We start from the raw sequence: 14,816 nt of genomic DNA, 5'->3' as shown, positions 1-14,816 counted from the left end.
ATCCTGGCGTACGACGGGGGCCCGGGCCAAGGAGGGATCGCACAACTGTGGGCGTGCGACGTGTGGGTATTGCCACACCCTGGGCGGCTCGCGTCGGCACTACTGTCTGTGCACTGCCTACAAACGCGCGTGCACACCGCCCGCGGATACGAAGGCGTGGCCGCGAAAGCACCGGAGGGACCATGGCGTTCGGGTGGATCGAGGAACAGGCACGGGCGCGCCGCCGGGCGGGTCTGGTACGGACCCTGCGGCCGCGCGCCGCGGATTCCCCGCTGCTGGATCTGGCGGGCAACGACTACCTGGGCCTCGCCCGCCACCCCGAGATCACCCGTTCGGCCGCCGAGGCGGCCCGCGTGTGGGGAGCGGGGTCCACCGGTTCCCGGCTCGTCACCGGCACGACCGAGCTGCACACGACCCTGGAGCGCGAACTCGCCGAGTTCTGCGGCTTCGAGGCGGCCCTCGTCCTCGCCACCGGCTACGCGGCCAACCTCGCCGCCGTCACCACGCTCGCGCCGCACGGTTCCCTGCTCGTCTCCGACGCCGGCAACCACGCCTCGCTCATCGACGGCTGCCGGCTCGCCCGCGGCACCACCCAGGTCGTGGCGCACGCCGACCCGGACGCGGTGCGCAAGGCGCTGGGCACCCACCGGGGAGTGGCCGTCGTCGTCTCCGACACGGTGTTCTCGGTGGACGGGGACGCGGCACCGCTCGGTCGACTGGCGGCGGCGGCACGGGAGTACGGGGCGGGACTGGTCCTCGACGACGCCCACGGCCTCGGCGTGCTCGGCGAGGGCGGCCGGGGTGCCGCGCACGCGGCGGGGCTGGCGGGGGCACCGGACGTGGTGGTGACGGCAACCCTGTCGAAGTCGCTGGGCAGCCAGGGCGGGGTCGTCCTGGGACCGGCGGCGGTGATCGCACACCTGGTCAACGCGGCCCGGACGTTCATCTTCGACACCGGGCTCGCCCCGGCCGCCGTTGGAGCGGCGCTGGCCGCGCTGCGGCTGCTGCGCCGCGAACCCGGGCGTGCGGCCCGGGCACGCGAGGTGTCCCTCACCCTGTACGAGCGGCTGACGGCCGAGGGGTTCGAGGCGGTACGGCCGGACGCAGCCGTGGTCTCCGTACGGGCGCCGTCCCCCGAACGGGCGGTGCGGTGGGCGGAGGACTGCCGGACGGCGGGACTCGCCGTCGGCTGCTTCCGCCCGCCGTCCGTGCCCGACGGTGTCTCGAGGCTGCGGCTGACCGCGCGCGCGGACCTGACGGACGGCCAACTCGACCGTGCCGTCGAGGTGATCCGCGCGACGCGGCCATAGCGGGACCGCCGGGGGCCCGTTCAGCCCAGCGAGGCCAGGAAGTCCTGCCAGGCGCCGGGTCCGAAGAGCACGGCGGGCCCGGGCACGCGCTTGGAGTCGCGCACGGCGACCAGCCCGGCCCAGGGACCGGGCCCCGGACAGGCGGTCTCCACACAGTTGTTCATTCCGGTACTGCGGCTGCTGCGCAGCCACCGCACCCCGGGCAGGGACGCGCCGGGGGGCAGGGTCCGTGAGGTCGCGGAGACGGAAGTGGAAACGGGCATGGGTTTCCTCCTTACGCGCGTTCGGCGAGCGCGGTGAGGTGATCCAACGAGTCCTTGGGCGAGAGGGCGTTGCTCTGCAAGGTGGTGAAGGCCTCGGCGTAGGCCTGGAGTTCTTCTTTCCGTTCCAGATAGAGGCTACTCGTCAAGTGGTCGAGAACAACCACGTCCAGATCAGAAGTGCTCGGAAATGAGAAGATAACGAAAGGGCCGGTGACACCGATGTGCGCCCCGGCGGCGAATGGCAGCACCTGGAGCCGGACATGGGGCAGCCGGGCGGCCGCCACCAGCCGTCTGAGCTGCTGTTCCATCACCGCGGGACCGCCGACCTCGCGGTGCAGCACCGCCTCGTCGAGCACCGCGCTCATCCGCAGCGGCGGGTCCGCGCGCAGCACGTCCTGCCGCGCCAGGCGCACTTCCACCAGCGTGTCGAGATGCGCGTCGTCCGGCGGCCCGACCGCGGCGTGCGTCACCGCGCGGGCATATTCCGGGGTCTGCAGCAGCCCCGGCACCACCAGCGTCTCCAGCGTGCGCATGGCGCAGGCCTGCGACTCCAGGCTGATGAAGTCGCGGTACGCGCGCGGCAGGACGCCCCGGTAGGCGTGCCACCAGTTCTGCCGGCCGCCGCCGTCCTCCGAGCCCGCGAGCACCAGCAGCAACTGGCGCAACTGGGGGTCCACGTCCCCGTAGGCGTCGAGCAGCAGCCGTACATCGGCCGGTTTCACCCCGCTGGAGCCGGTCTCGATCCGGCTCACCTTCGACTGGTGCCAGCCGACCCGGGCCGCGGCCTGCCCGCTGGTGAGGCCCGCCCGCGCCCGCAGGGCCCGTAACTCCGCGCCGAGTTTGCGGCGGCGCACCGCTGGTCCGTACTGCATCGGCCGACTCCTTCCGTCCGCCCCACGCACCGCGGCGACGGTGAGCGACGGCGGGCCCGGTTGGCGACGGTAGAGGATGGACCGAGCAATCGCCCATATACGGTCGGTCGTCGGATAGTTCACCGCTTCGGGCGACAGATATATGCATATCTTGGGGGATCGGCAGCAGGGAGCCCGCCGGTGGTGGCAGTCTGACGCGCAGCACCAAGGCCGGGACCGTACGTGAACCATCCGCTCCGTGGCGGACCCCGCCTCCCGTGGGAAAGGGACGACGTCGCCATGGCAGACCACCAGGAAGCATCCGTCACTCTGCCGAGCGATCCCGCCTCGGTCTCCGCGGCCCGAAGATATGTGGCGGGCGTCCTCACCGACTGGGGACTGCCGCCCGACGCCGATGCCGCCGACACCGTGCGCCTGATCGTGTCCGAGCTCGCCACCAACGCCGTGCAGCACACCTTCGGGCTGTCGCCGACCTTCACGGTCGACCTCGTCCTCGACCGGGACGAGCAGCTCCGCGTCGGGGTGACCGACAGCCATCCGCGGTTCCCGAAACGGCTGCCGGCGGCCGTACAGCAGGACAACGGGCGCGGTCTGGTCATCGTGCGCTGTCTGACCGCGGAGTACGGCGGCCGGCTCAGCGTGCGGCCCACCCGGGAGGGCGGGAAGACGATCGAGATCGAACTGCCCTGGAAGGTGTCCGCGGCCCAGCCGGACCCGTGAAGGAGCGGCTCCTCAGTCGCCGGAGTCCCGGGACCCGGGATCGCTCGGCGTCTCGGTGGGGCCCTCCGTGACCGGCTGGTCCGTGCGGACGCCGGTACGGCGGACCAGCCGCGGCAGGACGCCCCACAGCAGGACGCACACCGCCAGGGTCCCCGCTCCCGCGGCGATGCCCGCCGTCCGGCCCAGGGTCACGTCCACCACCAGCAGCACCGAGCCGGTGAACGCCAGCATCAGCACCGCCAGGCCCGCCGAGGCCAGCCGTGAGGAGACCTGCACGATCACCGGCTTGGCGTTCTGCTGGAACAGCGAGCGGTGCAGCGCCGCCGGCGCCGTGAACAGCACGGCGGCCAGCATCGCCAGGAGCAGCGTGACGACGTACGTCGTGCGCTGGAACGTGTCGATGTGCGGGAAACGCTGGGTGAAGGCCAGCGTCAGCAGGAAGGCGAACAGGATCTGCACGCCCGCCTGGGTGACGCGCACCTCCTGCAGCAACTCGGCGAAGTTGCGGTCGGCGCGTTCCAGCGGGGTCTCGTTGCGTTGCTCGTGATGCGGACGGTCGGCCATGAGGAACAGATAACCGTTCCGCCGCCGGTCACGCCCCCGAGCGACCGGCGGGGCACGGGTACGGGGCCGACGCGCCCGTGCCCCGCCGGCCGGTCAGCGCACCCTGCCGTACCAGACGCTCTTGGTCCACAGCTTCTGCAGCCGTACGACGTCACCCGTCTTCGGCGCGTGCCAGATCTTCCCCTTCCCGGCGTAGATGCCCACGTGGTACACGTAGCTGCCCGTGTGGAAGAACACCAGGTCGCCCGCCTTGCGGCTGGACGACGAGATGTGGCGCGTCTTGTTGTACTGGGCCGCCGCCGTCCGGGGCAGCTTCTTGCCCGCCTTCTTGAACGAGTACAGCGTCAGCCCGGAGCAGTCGAACCGGTGCGGTCCGGTGGCGCCCCACTGGTAGGGGGAGCCCTTCTTCGACGCCGCGACGTGCAGCGCCTTCGTCGCCGTGGTCGCGGCGGACGCCTGGGAGGCGACACCGGGGACCGCGATGCTGCCGCCCACGGCGGCGAGGGTGAGGGCCGAGGCGGTGCCGGCCCGGGTCAACAGCGACGGGACACGATCGAGCGCAGTCATGCGCAACCCTTCGTCAGCCGCCTGTGAAGGATGACCTGTCGGATTCGGGCTGGCGAAGTTGCCCGGCCGCCTGACGCGGCTTCACCCCAAGGGCTGCTCGGCACGGACCGTGCGTCCGTCCCGGCGACCCGTCGTGCTCGGGTCCTCCACTCCTGCCGATCCACTCCTGTCGACCGGTCATCCGGGCGGCGGCAGGACTCGGCGTCCGCCCGGACCGCCCCGCCGCTTGTGGCGGGGGCTGTCAGGAAGGGATCTTCGCCCACGGAAGTCTGAAAATCCCAACGGAAGCGTGGGTTTGTGTTGTTACTCACCACTCTGCTGTTCGAGTGAACGCCCTTTGTTTTTCCCCGTGTCCACAGCCGGGAGGAGGCCCGGACCAGCATCGGAAGATCTCATTCCGCTCGCCGTCCACCGCGCCGCGCAACCGGGACGGCCCCCGAAGTCGAGGTGTGCCTACGCCGAAAGGGGGTAACCCGTCCGGCCCCTTCGTGTCCCGCCGGGCGCACGGACGCCGTACCGCTCAACGGGCGCGCGCGTACCGGATATCGGATTGGCAAAGGAGGCCCACCGCCCCTGTTCTCAGGGACCTCACAGCGACAAGGATCCCCGTAGCCATCGGAAGATTCGTCACGATGTTCGGGGAGGTCCCTCTTGAGGGGTATGAGACCGACGAAGCGAGCCACCGCGCTCGGCTCCGCCGGAGCGCTCGTCACGGCGGCGGCACTGATAGCCGGGGCCGTGGCGGCACCGTCGGCCACCGCCGGCACGCGCCACGGCCACGGCCACGGTCAGAGCCACAGCAGCGAGGCACAGGGTGCCGCGCTCGCCGCCGCCCGGGCGGCCAGGGCGGGCATCGACTGGCAGGACTGCCCGGCCGACTGGGGGCTCGCCAAGCCGATCCAGTGCGGCTGGGTCAGCGTCCCCGTCGACTACGCCAGGCCGAACGGCAAGCAGATCAAGCTCGCCGTCGACCGCATCGGCAACACCGGTACCGCGCACGAGCGGCAGGGTGCCCTCGTCTACAACCCCGGCGGCCCCGGCGGCTCCGGACTGCGCTTCCCGGCCCGCGTCACCGCCAAGAACCCGGTCTGGGCCAACGTCGCCAAGGCGTACGACTTCGTGGGCTTCGACCCGCGCGGCGTCGGCCACTCCGCGCCCATCTCCTGCCAGGACCCGCAGGAGTTCGTCAAGGCGCCCAAGATGGACCCGGTGCCCGACTCCGAGGCCGACAAGCGCGCCCAGCGCAAGCTGGCCCGCGAGTACGCCGAGGGCTGCGCCGAGCGCACCGACCGCACGATGCTCCAGCAGATGACCACCCCGAACACCGCCCGCGACCTGGACGTCATCCGGGCCGCGCTGGGGGAGCGCAAGCTCAACTACCTGGGCGTCTCCTACGGCACCTACCTCGGCGCCGTCTACGGCACGCTGTTCCCGGGGCACCTGCGCCGCATGGTCGTCGACAGCGTGGTCAACCCCGCGCGGGAGAACATCTGGTACGAGGCCAACCTCAACCAGGACATCGCCTTCGAGGGCCGCTGGAAGGACTGGGAGGACTGGGTCGCCAAGAACGACGCCGCCTTCCACCTCGGCGACACGCGAGGAGAGGTCCAGGAGCAGTGGCTGAAGCTGCGCGCCACGGCCAAGAAGAGCCCGCTCGGCGGGGTCGTCGGCCCGGCGGAGCTCATCTCCTTCTTCCAGAGCGCCCCGTACTACGACTCCTCGTGGGTGCCGGTCGCGACGATCTTCAGCAAGTACGTCGCCGGTGACACCCAGGCGCTGATCGACGCCGCCGCGCCGGACCTGACGGACACGGCCGGCAACGCGTCCTCGGAGAACGGCAACGCGGTCTACACGGCCGTCGAGTGCACCGACGCCAAGTGGCCCACGAGCTGGCACACATGGGACCGGGACAACACCCGGCTCCACAAGGACTACCCGTTCATGACCTGGGCCAACGCATGGATGAACCTGCCGTGCGCGACCTGGCCCGTCAAGCAGCGGACCCCGGTGGACGTCCGCACCGGCAAGGGGCTGCCGCCCGTGCTCATCGTGCAGTCCACGGAGGACGCCGCGACGCCGTACGCCGGCGCGGTCGAACTGCACAAGCGGTTCAAGGGCTCGCGTCTGATCACCGAGCAGGGCGCCGGCTCGCACGGCGTCACCGGGCTGGTGAACCCCTGCATCAACGACAGGGTGGACACCTACCTGCTGACCGGAAGGACGGACCGGTCCGACGTGACGTGCACTCCGCACGCGACGCCGACGCCGTGACGACCGCGGTAGCGGTCCCGTGACGGGAGGAGGGGGCGGCCGAACCACCGGCCGCCCCCTCGTCCCCCTTCTGGAATGCCGGCCCTTCCTGGAACGTCAACTGAGCGGCAGACGGGGGAACTTGCGCTCCCTGGCCGTCTGCTCGGCCTCCTCCGCCTTCACCACGGCCGCGTACTTGTCGACGTACTCCTGCTCGGAGAGGGCCAGGATCGCGTACATGATCTCGTCGGTGACCGCGCGCAGGATCGCCTTCTCGTGCTCCATGCCGGCGTAGCGGGAGAAGTCCAGGGGCTTGCCGAAGCGGATCACCACGGGGTGGATGCGGGGGATCTTGCGGCCGGGCGGCTGCGCCTCGAAGGTGCCGATCATCGCGCAGGGGATCACCGGGACGCCGGCCTTGAGCGCCATCACGGCCACCCCGACCTTGCCCTTGTAGAGCCGGCCGTCGTGCGAACGGGTGCCCTCCGGGTAGATGCCCAGCAGCTCGCCCTTGCTCAGGACCCCGAGCCCCTCCCGGATCGCGGCCTGTCCGGCGTCCTTGCCGGAACGGTCGACGGGGATCTGCCCGGCGCTGCGGAAGAAGGCGGCGGTCAGCCGCCCCTTGATGCCCGGGCCGGTGAAGTACTCGGCCTTGGCGAGGAAGGTGATGCGCCGCTTCAGCACGGCGGGCATCAGGAAGTGGTCCGAGAACGACAGATGGTTGCCCGCGACGATCGCGGCCCCGGAATCCGGCACATGCGCGAGCCCTTCGATCCGGGGCCGGAACGTCAGCCTCAGCAGCGGGCCCAGAACCACGTATTTCAGCAGGTAGTAGAACACCGCGGCACTCCTCGCGTTCCCCGGGGAGCGATCAGTGTAGGCGGCGCGACGGACAGACGTAACCGCCATGGGATCACGCTCTGTCGCTACTGATCAGTACCGACAAGAACCGGCCGCGGGGGCAGAGCCCCCTGCCGGCTGCAGGGCCGGGTCCCCTCTCGGGGTGCCCCCGGCCCGTCGGCCCGTCGGCGACCCGCCGGCTCAGCCCGCGCTGGTCAGCACCCTTTCCAACGCCCCCAGCGCCCAGCGCAGCTCGTCCGCCGTGATCGTCAGGGGCGGGGCCAGGCGGATGGTGGAGTCGTGGGTGTCCTTGACCAGGACGCCCTCCTCCAGCAGGCGTTCGCCGATCTCGCGGCCCGTACCGAGGGCCGGGTCGATGTCCACGCCCGCCCACAGCCCCCGCGCGCGGAAACCGGCCACGCCCCGGCCTACCAGGTCCGCCAGGCCGTCCCGCAGCACCACGCCCAGCTCCGCCGCCCGGCGCTGGAACTCCCCGGTCCGCAGCAGCTCCACCACGGCGGAGCCGACCGCCGCCGCCAGCGGGTTGCCGCCGAAGGTCGAGCCGTGCTCGCCCGGATGCAGCACACCGAGCACCTCCCGCCGGGCCACCACCGCCGAGACCGGCACGATGCCCCCGCCGAGCGCCTTGCCGAGCAGCAGCATGTCCGGCAGCACCCCCTCGTGCTCCACCGCGAGGGTCCGCCCGGTGCGGCCCAGTCCCGACTGGATCTCGTCCGCGACGAACAGTGCGCCCGCGCGCCGGGTCAGCTCCCGGACCCCGGCCAGATAGCCGTCGTCCGGGATGATCACCCCGGCCTCGCCCTGGATGGGCTCGATCAGCACCGCCGCCGTCGTCCCGTCGACGGCCGCCTCCAGTGCGGCCAGGTCGTTGTACGGGACCACCCGGAAGCCCGGCGCGAACGGGCCGAAGCCGGTGCGGGCGACCGGGTCCGTGGAGAAGCCGACGATCGTCGTCGTACGGCCGTGGAAGTTGTCCGCGGCGACGACGATCGTCGCCCGGCCGTCCGGGACGCCCTTCACGTCGTACGCCCACTTCCGCGCCACCTTCACCGCGCTCTCCACCGCCTCCGCCCCGGTGTTCATCGGCAGCACCATGTCCAGACCGGTCAACTCGGCCAGGGACGCGGCGAACCCGGCGAGCCGGTCGTGGTGGAAGGCGCGCGAGGTGAGCGTGAGCCGGTCCAACTGACGGTGGGCCGCCTCGATCAGCGCCGGATGGCGGTGGCCGAAGTTGAGGGCGGAGTAACCGGCGAGCATGTCGAGGTAACGGCGGCCCTCGATGTCCTCCACCCAGGTGCCCTCGCCGCGGGCGACGACCACGGGCAGCGGATGGTAGTTGTGCGCGAGGACGGGCTCCTCGGCGCGGATCAGACCGGCGGTGGTGGTGTGGGCACGGGCGGGAGCGGTCATGAACGGATCTCCTGGGTGCAGCACTTGATGCCGCCGCCGGCCTTGTGGAACTCCGACAGGTCGACGGGGACGGGAACGTATCCGCGACGGGCCAGCCGGCCGGCGAGGGCCGCGGCGCGCGGGGAGATGAAGACGTGACGGCCGTCCGAGACGGAGTTGAGGCCGAAGGCGAGGGCGTCCTCGCGGGTGGCGAGCACCGCGTCCGGGAACAGACGGGCCAGGACCTCGCGGCTGCCGGAGGAGAAGGCGTCGGGGTAGTACGCGACGTTCTCCTCGTCGAGGGCGAACAGGGCGGTGTCCAGGTGGTAGAAGTACGGGTCCACCAGCCGGAGTCCGACGACCGGGACGCCGAAGAACTCCTGCACCTCGCGGTGGGCCTCGGGGGTGGTGCGGAAGCCGGTGCCGGCCAGGACGTAGCGGCCGGCCGGGACGAGGTCGCCCTCGCCCTCGCAGACCGACTCGGGGCGGTGGACGGCGAAGCCGGCGGACGTGAACCAGGTCTCGTACGCGCTGGACTCGGGGCGGCGCTGCGGGGCGTGGAAGAGGGAGCCGAAGACGCGGCCGGCGAGGACGAGGGCGGAGTTGGCCGCGAAGACCATGTCCGGGAGGCCGGGGAGCGGTTCCGCGGAGTCCACGGTGTGGCCGTGGGTGCGGAGGGTGTGGACGAGGGTGTGCCACTGGTGCTGGGCGAGGGTGGTGTCGACGGGGGCGCCGGGGCGCATCCAGGGGTTGATCGCGTACTGGACGGCGAAGTGTCTGGGTTCGCAGACGAGGTAGCGGCGGGGGGTGGAGGTGGTGGGCACGAAGGGGTACCTCCGTGTGATGCGGTGCCTACGGTGTGTGTTTCCACGGTAGGGAGGGGGTGGAGGGCGCGACAAGTGACGGGGATTGCGTGTGGGCGCGGGTTTGCTGCGCCGGCTTGGGGGGCGACGCAGCATTCGTGCGTTTCGGGTGCGGGTCGCGTGTGCGACGTGGGGGCGCCCCCTGTCTTTCAGGGGCGCGGGGAACCGCGCGAGCGGCCACGACGTGCCCGCAGCCGCCGACGTACCGAACCCCCCGGGCTGTCAGCTCCCCTCGCGCTCCTTCGGAGCGGCCTGGTTGGCGCCTGCTTCGGGGCTTTCGGGGAGGAGGTGGGAGAGGACCATGTAGCTGATCGTTTTGCGGATGAAGGGTTCCACCCGGATGCGTTCGAGGACCTCCTCGAAGTGCTCCACGTCCCGCGCGCGAACGTGGAGCAGCGCGTCCGCCCCACCCGTCACCGTCATCGCCGCCGCGATCTCGGGATGGTTGCGCACCACCTCCGCGAGCCGGCGCGGCGGCGCCGCGCCCTCGCAGTAGACCTCCACGTACGCCTCCGTACGCCAGCCCAGCGCCGCCGGCTGCACCGTCGCCGTGAACCCGGTGATCACGCCGGTCTCGCGCAGCCGGTCCACCCGCCGCTTGACCGCCGTCGCGGAGAGCCCGACCGCCGTGCCGATCTCCGCGAAGCTGGACCGCGCGTTCGCCGTGAGCGCGGTGACGATCCGGCGGTCGAGTTCGTCGAAGCCGCCCGGCCTGCTGTTCATGGCCGCACTGTATCCACCCGGAGCCGGAGACAACCTCCGCGTTCCGCACATGTTCCGGCGAACGGATCGCCCCTACACTCCACCTTCATGCTGCGCGCCCTCGCCGTCGACGACGAACGCCCCTCGCTCGAGGAGCTCCTCTACCTGCTCAACGCCGACCCCAGGATCGCCGGCGCCGAGGGGGCGAGCGACGCCACCGAGGCGCTGCGCCGGATCAACCGTGCCCTGGAGTCCGGACCGGACGGGCCCGACGCGATCGACGTCGTCTTCCTGGACATCCACATGCCGGGCCTCGACGGCCTCGACCTCGCCCGGCTGCTCACGGGGTTCGCCCGGCCGCCGCTCGTCGTGTTCGTCACCGCCCACGAGGGCTTCGCCGTCCAGGCGTTCGACCTCAAGGCCGTCGACTACGTGCTCAAACCGGTGCGGCGGGAACGGCTCGCGGAGGCGGTCCGCCGGGCCGCGCAGCTCAAGGACGTCCCCGGCAAGGACGTCCCCGGCCAGGAGGCGCAGGCCGTGGGCGTCCCGCCGCGCATACCCGTGCACGAACCCGACCCCGACCACATACCCGTCGAACTCGGCGGCGTCACCCGCTTCGTGCCCGTCGAGGACATCACCCACGTCGAGGCGCAGGGCGACTACGCCCGGCTGCACACCCCGCAGGGCAGCCACCTCGTCCGCATCCCGCTCTCCACCCTGGAGGAGCGCTGGCGCGCCCGCGGCTTCGTCCGCATCCACCGCCGCCATCTCGTCGCCCTGCGGCACGTCGTCGAACTCCGGCTGGACGCCGGGACGGTCAGCGTCCTGGTCGGCAGCGAGGAACTCCAGGTCAGCCGGCGGCACACCCGCGAACTGCGGGACCTGCTGATGCGCCGGACCGCGACCTGAGGAGGACGGCGTGCCCCAGGACCCCAGCCCCGCCGAGCACCCTTCCGCCGAGCGCCGCCCCGCCGAGCGCCGCGTCACCGTCACCGGCCCGCCCCGCCGCACCCGCCGCCCCTCCGTCCCCTACCGGCCCCGCACCGAGATCGACGAACAGACCACCCTCGGCCACACCTACGTCCGCTCCCTGATGCGCTCCCAGCTCCGCGCCGCACTCCTGGTGTTCGCGGTGCTGGTGCTGCTGGTGGGGCCGCTGCCGCTGCTGTTCGCCACCCTGCGGCACGACGGCGGACTGAAGTGGGCGGTGCTCGGCTTCGGGCTCTACGCCCCCCTCGTCCTGCTCGCCCGCTGGTACGTACGGCGCGCCGAACGCAACGAGCGGGACTTCGTACGGCTGGTGGAGGACCGCTGAGCCGTGGACCGCACCTACTCCGTCACCGCCGTCGCCCTGGTGGTGCTCGCCACCGTCCTCGTCGGCGCCTTCGGCCTGCGCATCTCCCGCACCACCTCCGACTTCTACGTCGCCTCCCGCACCGTCGGCCCCCGCCTCAACGCCGCAGCGATCAGCGGCGAGTACCTCTCCGCCGCCTCCTTCCTCGGCATCGCGGGGCTCGTGCTCACCCAGGGCCCCGACATGCTCTGGTACCCGGTCGGCTACACCGCCGGATACCTCCTGCTGCTGCTCTTCGTCGCCGCCCCGCTGCGCCGCTCCGGCGCCTACACCCTGCCCGACTTCGCCGAGGCCCGCCTCGCCTCCCAGCCGGTGCGGCGGCTCGCGGGGGCGTTCGTCGTCGGCGTGGGCTGGCTCTACCTGCTGCCCCAACTCCAGGGCGCGGGGCTCACGCTGGCCGTGCTCACCGGGGCGCCCGCACCGCTCGGCGGGGTCGTCGTGGCGGTCGTGGTCGTCGTCATCGTCGCCGCGGGCGGCATGCGCAGCATCACCTTCGTCCAGGCCTTCCAGTACTGGCTCAAGCTCACCGCCCTCCTCGTCCCCGCCCTCTTCCTCGTCCTGGCCTGGCAGGGCGACGGCGCACCCCGCGGTGCCTTCGACGAACCGCCCGCCCTGCGGGCCCAGCGCACCGTACGCGTCGACGCCACCCTCGACCTGCGCCTCGCCGAACCGCTCGCGGTCACCGCCACCGGCACGGTCGACGGCCACCGCCGCACGGGGGAGCGGATCACGCTCCCGGCCGGCGTCCACCACGTCAGCGGCGGCACCCGGCTCACCCTCCCCGAGGGCGCCCCCGTCCCCGTCGCCGACCGGCGCGGCGACGGCGGCATGTCCAGCTCGCTGGCCTCCGCCCGCGAGGACCGCCCGCTGTACGCCACCTACGGGCTGATCCTCGCCACCTTCCTCGGCACCATGGGCCTGCCGCACGTCGTCGTCCGCTTCTACACCAGCCCGCACGGCGTCGCCGCCCGCCGCACCACCGTCGCCGTCCTCGGCCTGATCGGCGCCTTCTATCTGCTGCCGCCCCTGTACGGCGCACTCGGCCGGCTCTACGCCCCCGAGCTCACCCTCTCCGGCGACGCCGACGCCGCCGTCCTGCTGCTGCCCGAACGCCTGATCGGCGGACTCGGCGCGGACCTGCTCGGCGCGCTGGTGGCCGGGGGCGCCTTCGCCGCGTTCCTCTCCACCGCCTCCGGACTGACCATGGCCGTGGCCGGGGTGCTCACCCAGGACGTGCTGCCCACCCGCGGCGTACGGCACTTCCGGCTCGGCACACTGCTCGCGATGGCCGTACCCCTCGCGGCCGGCGTCCTGGTCGGCGGACTGCCGGTGGCGGACGCGGTCGGGCTCGCCTTCGCGGTGTCCGCATCCTCGTTCTGCCCGCTGCTGGTGCTCGGCATCTGGTGGCGCCGGCTCACCCCGCCGGGCGCGGCGGCCGGGATGCTCGTCGGCGGCGGCTCGGCGTTCGCCGCGGTCACGGCCACCATGGCCGGCTACCCGGGCGCGGGCACCGGCACCCTGCACGCGCTGCTCGCCTGGCCCGCGCTGTGGTCGGTACCGCTCGGCTTCCTCACCATGGTCGCCGTCTCGCTGGCCACCCCGGGCCGCGTCCCGGCCGGCACCGCCGCCATCCTCGCCCGCTTCCACCTGCCCGAACAGCTCACCGGCGGGCAGCCGCGAACGGAGGCACGGGCATGAGCGGGACGGAGCCACGCGCATGAGCGGATTCCTCGCCGGGCTGTGCGTCGCCGTCCTGCCGCTGCTCGCCGCCGGCTTCTGGCTCGGCCGGCGCACCGCCCGTCCGCAGAACCTCGGCGGCCTCGGCACCCCCGTCGAACACGCCACCTTCGAGACGCTGCACAACGCCACCCTCGCCGCACCCCCGCTGCGCGCCGGACTCACCGAAGAGACCGCCCGCAAGTCCGCGCGGCGGCTGCGCACCCTGCTCGGCACCGACGCGCTCTGCCTCACCGACCGGGAGACGGTCCTGGCCTGGGAGGGCGCGGGGGAGCACCACCGCGAGGAGATACTCCAGCGGCTCGGCGGCCCCCTGGAGACCGGCCGCGGCGAGGCCTTCCGGCTGCGCTGCGACGTCCCCGACTGCCCGCTGCGCTGGGCGGTGATCGCCCCGCTCACCGCCGACGACCGCGTGCACGGCGCGCTGGTGGCCTGTGCGCCCCGCGAGTCCGCCGTCCTGGTCCGGGCGGCCGGCGAGGTCGCCCGCTGGGTCTCCGTCCAGCTCGAACTGGCCGACCTCGACCGCTCCCGCACCCGGCTCATCGAGGCCGAGATCAAGGCCCTGCGCGCCCAGATCTCCCCGCACTTCATCTTCAACTCGCTCGCCGTGATCGCGTCCTTCGTCCGCACCGATCCCGAACGCGCCCGCGAACTGCTCCTGGAATTCGCCGACTTCACCCGTTACTCGTTCCGCCGGCACGGCGACTTCACCACCCTCGCCGACGAACTCCACGCCATCGACCACTACCTCGCCCTGGTCCGCGCCCGCTTCGGCGACCGGTTCTCCGTCACCCTGCAGATCGCGCCCGAGGTACTGCCCGTCGCGCTGCCGTTCCTGTGCCTGCAGCCCCTGGTGGAGAACGCCGTCAAGCACGGCCTGGAGGGCGCCGCCGACAAACGGCACCTCAGCATCACCGCGCAGGACGCGGGCGCCGAGGCCCTCGTCGTCATCGAGGACGACGGGCCCGGCATGGACCCCGCGCTGCTGCGCCGCATCCTCGCCGGGGAGACGAGCCCGTCCGGCGGCATCGGCCTGTCCAACGTCGACGACCGGCTGCGCCAGGTCTACGGCGACGACCACGGCCTCGTCATCGAGACCGCGGCCGGCGCCGGGATGAAGATCACCGCACGGCTCCCGAAGTACCAGCCGGGCGTCCACTCGGGGGCCCGGCTGCCCCGGGAGCCGTAGCGGTGGTCTCAGGTGCCGCGGGAGGCCACCATGCCGAGGGTGATCAGACCGAGGACGACCCAGCCGAACCACAGCCAGCCGTTGCTGCCGAGCGTCACCGTGTAGGCGGTGACGACCACCAGCCCGCCGACGGTGATCACCCCCATGGCCTTCGTGGAACCGGGCATCGCACCCT

General features: G+C 72.4%; 16 protein-coding genes. 7 read left to right on the top strand and 9 right to left on the bottom strand.

The annotated features are described in order from the left end of the window. Nucleotides 1-182 precede the first annotated feature (182 nt). Entirely contained in the window at nucleotides 183-1,310 is a 1,128-nt protein-coding gene (locus OIE12_RS04905) for an 8-amino-7-oxononanoate synthase (RefSeq protein WP_329132102.1), read from the top strand. 20 nt (nucleotides 1,311-1,330) lie between these two features. Here the strand turns inward: OIE12_RS04905 and OIE12_RS04900 are convergent, their stop codons facing one another. Both OIE12_RS04900 and OIE12_RS04895 read right to left on the bottom strand, forming a co-directional pair. After that, nucleotides 1,331-1,573 carry a DUF397 domain-containing protein gene (locus OIE12_RS04900; protein ID WP_329132100.1) on the bottom strand — a complete coding sequence of 81 codons (243 nt, stop codon included), beginning with the start codon at nucleotides 1,571-1,573 and terminating at the stop codon, nucleotides 1,331-1,333. Nucleotides 1,574-1,584: 11 nt separating this feature from the next. Continuing rightward, nucleotides 1,585-2,445 (bottom strand): helix-turn-helix domain-containing protein, encoded by an 861-nt coding sequence (locus OIE12_RS04895; protein WP_329132098.1) that lies wholly within the window; start codon nucleotides 2,443-2,445, stop codon nucleotides 1,585-1,587. 279 nt (nucleotides 2,446-2,724) lie between these two features. Here OIE12_RS04895 and OIE12_RS04890 point away from each other — a divergent pair, with 279 nt between their 5' ends. Then, the gene (locus OIE12_RS04890; protein ID WP_329132096.1) at nucleotides 2,725-3,165 is read left to right on the top strand and encodes an ATP-binding protein; all 441 of its coding nucleotides are present in this window, start codon (nucleotides 2,725-2,727) and stop codon (nucleotides 3,163-3,165) included. A 12-nt stretch (nucleotides 3,166-3,177) separates the two neighbouring features. Here OIE12_RS04890 and OIE12_RS04885 read toward each other — a convergent pair whose 3' ends face one another. Together OIE12_RS04885 and OIE12_RS04880 are read right to left on the bottom strand one after the other, a co-directional pair. Further along, the gene (locus OIE12_RS04885; protein ID WP_329132094.1) at nucleotides 3,178-3,729 is read right to left on the bottom strand and encodes a DUF6328 family protein; all 552 of its coding nucleotides are present in this window, start codon (nucleotides 3,727-3,729) and stop codon (nucleotides 3,178-3,180) included. Nucleotides 3,730-3,822: 93 nt separating this feature from the next. Beyond that, nucleotides 3,823-4,296, bottom strand: coding sequence for a C40 family peptidase (locus tag OIE12_RS04880; RefSeq protein WP_329132092.1), 474 nt, complete (start codon nucleotides 4,294-4,296; stop codon nucleotides 3,823-3,825). A gap of 660 nt (nucleotides 4,297-4,956) precedes the next feature. On the opposite strand from OIE12_RS04880, the gene OIE12_RS04875 reads away from it, so the two are divergent. Then, a complete protein-coding gene (locus OIE12_RS04875; protein WP_329132091.1) occupies nucleotides 4,957-6,567 on the top strand; it encodes an alpha/beta hydrolase in 1,611 nt (536 codons plus the stop codon). Between the two features lie 96 nt (nucleotides 6,568-6,663). On the opposite strand, the gene OIE12_RS04870 is transcribed toward OIE12_RS04875, so the two are convergent. The 4 genes from OIE12_RS04870 to OIE12_RS04855 all read right to left on the bottom strand — a co-directional run bounded on the left by OIE12_RS04870 (nucleotide 6,664) and on the right by OIE12_RS04855 (nucleotide 10,382). Further along, nucleotides 6,664-7,386, bottom strand: a complete 723-nt coding sequence (locus tag OIE12_RS04870) for a lysophospholipid acyltransferase family protein (protein ID WP_329132089.1) — start codon at nucleotides 7,384-7,386, stop codon at nucleotides 6,664-6,666. 201 nt (nucleotides 7,387-7,587) lie between these two features. Continuing rightward, on the bottom strand, nucleotides 7,588-8,817 hold the full coding sequence (gene rocD / locus OIE12_RS04865; RefSeq protein WP_329132087.1) for an ornithine--oxo-acid transaminase: 1,230 nt from the start codon (nucleotides 8,815-8,817) through the stop codon (nucleotides 7,588-7,590). Next, nucleotides 8,814-9,620: a dimethylargininase gene (ddaH, locus tag OIE12_RS04860; protein ID WP_329132084.1), complete on the bottom strand. Its 807-nt coding sequence runs from the start codon at nucleotides 9,618-9,620 to the stop codon at nucleotides 8,814-8,816. The genes rocD and ddaH overlap by 4 nt, the downstream gene beginning before the upstream one ends. A gap of 261 nt (nucleotides 9,621-9,881) precedes the next feature. Beyond that, nucleotides 9,882-10,382, bottom strand: coding sequence for an Lrp/AsnC family transcriptional regulator (locus tag OIE12_RS04855; RefSeq protein WP_329132083.1), 501 nt, complete (start codon nucleotides 10,380-10,382; stop codon nucleotides 9,882-9,884). An 87-nt stretch (nucleotides 10,383-10,469) separates the two neighbouring features. Here OIE12_RS04855 and OIE12_RS04850 point away from each other — a divergent pair, with 87 nt between their 5' ends. The 4 genes from OIE12_RS04850 to OIE12_RS04835 are packed head-to-tail and all read left to right on the top strand — an operon-like array spanning nucleotide 10,470 to nucleotide 14,641. Further along, nucleotides 10,470-11,270, top strand: coding sequence for a LytR/AlgR family response regulator transcription factor (locus tag OIE12_RS04850; protein WP_329132082.1), 801 nt, complete (start codon nucleotides 10,470-10,472; stop codon nucleotides 11,268-11,270). A gap of 10 nt (nucleotides 11,271-11,280) precedes the next feature. Next, nucleotides 11,281-11,676, top strand: a complete 396-nt coding sequence (locus OIE12_RS04845) for a hypothetical protein (RefSeq protein WP_329132081.1) — start codon at nucleotides 11,281-11,283, stop codon at nucleotides 11,674-11,676. Between the two features lie 3 nt (nucleotides 11,677-11,679). After that, nucleotides 11,680-13,413, top strand: coding sequence for a sodium/solute symporter (locus OIE12_RS04840; RefSeq protein WP_329132080.1), 1,734 nt, complete (start codon nucleotides 11,680-11,682; stop codon nucleotides 13,411-13,413). A gap of 19 nt (nucleotides 13,414-13,432) precedes the next feature. Beyond that, nucleotides 13,433-14,641 (top strand): sensor histidine kinase, encoded by a 1,209-nt coding sequence (locus OIE12_RS04835; protein WP_329132078.1) that lies wholly within the window; start codon nucleotides 13,433-13,435, stop codon nucleotides 14,639-14,641. A gap of 8 nt (nucleotides 14,642-14,649) precedes the next feature. Here the strand turns inward: OIE12_RS04835 and OIE12_RS04830 are convergent, their stop codons facing one another. After that, on the bottom strand, nucleotides 14,650-14,808 hold the full coding sequence (locus OIE12_RS04830; protein ID WP_329132077.1) for a hypothetical protein: 159 nt from the start codon (nucleotides 14,806-14,808) through the stop codon (nucleotides 14,650-14,652). Nucleotides 14,809-14,816: the final 8 nt, after the last annotated feature.

The organism is Streptomyces sp. NBC_00670 (assembly GCF_036226765.1).
Classification (GTDB): domain Bacteria; phylum Actinomycetota; class Actinomycetes; order Streptomycetales; family Streptomycetaceae; genus Streptomyces.
Note: the sequence above shows the minus strand (reverse complement) of the source record. Positions and strands in the feature narration are given on the sequence as shown.

Bases quoted from the DNA above. Each gene is read 5' to 3' on its own strand.
- OIE12_RS04905 (WP_329132102.1), top strand. From the start codon at position 183: ATGGCGTTCGGGTGGATCGAGGAACAGGCACGGGCGCGCCGCCGGGCG.
- OIE12_RS04890 (WP_329132096.1), top strand. From the start codon at position 2,725: ATGGCAGACCACCAGGAAGCATCCGTCACTCTGCCGAGCGATCCCGCC.
- OIE12_RS04900 (WP_329132100.1), bottom strand. From the start codon at position 1,573: ATGCCCGTTTCCACTTCCGTCTCCGCGACCTCACGGACCCTGCCCCCC.
- OIE12_RS04835 (WP_329132078.1), top strand. From the start codon at position 13,433: ATGAGCGGATTCCTCGCCGGGCTGTGCGTCGCCGTCCTGCCGCTGCTC.
- OIE12_RS04875 (WP_329132091.1), top strand. From the start codon at position 4,957: ATGAGACCGACGAAGCGAGCCACCGCGCTCGGCTCCGCCGGAGCGCTC.
- OIE12_RS04855 (WP_329132083.1), bottom strand. From the start codon at position 10,382: ATGAACAGCAGGCCGGGCGGCTTCGACGAACTCGACCGCCGGATCGTC.
- rocD (WP_329132087.1), bottom strand. From the start codon at position 8,817: ATGACCGCTCCCGCCCGTGCCCACACCACCACCGCCGGTCTGATCCGC.
- OIE12_RS04885 (WP_329132094.1), bottom strand. From the start codon at position 3,729: ATGGCCGACCGTCCGCATCACGAGCAACGCAACGAGACCCCGCTGGAA.
- OIE12_RS04830 (WP_329132077.1), bottom strand. From the start codon at position 14,808: ATGCCCGGTTCCACGAAGGCCATGGGGGTGATCACCGTCGGCGGGCTG.
- OIE12_RS04895 (WP_329132098.1), bottom strand. From the start codon at position 2,445: ATGCAGTACGGACCAGCGGTGCGCCGCCGCAAACTCGGCGCGGAGTTA.
- OIE12_RS04880 (WP_329132092.1), bottom strand. From the start codon at position 4,296: ATGACTGCGCTCGATCGTGTCCCGTCGCTGTTGACCCGGGCCGGCACC.
- OIE12_RS04850 (WP_329132082.1), top strand. From the start codon at position 10,470: ATGCTGCGCGCCCTCGCCGTCGACGACGAACGCCCCTCGCTCGAGGAG.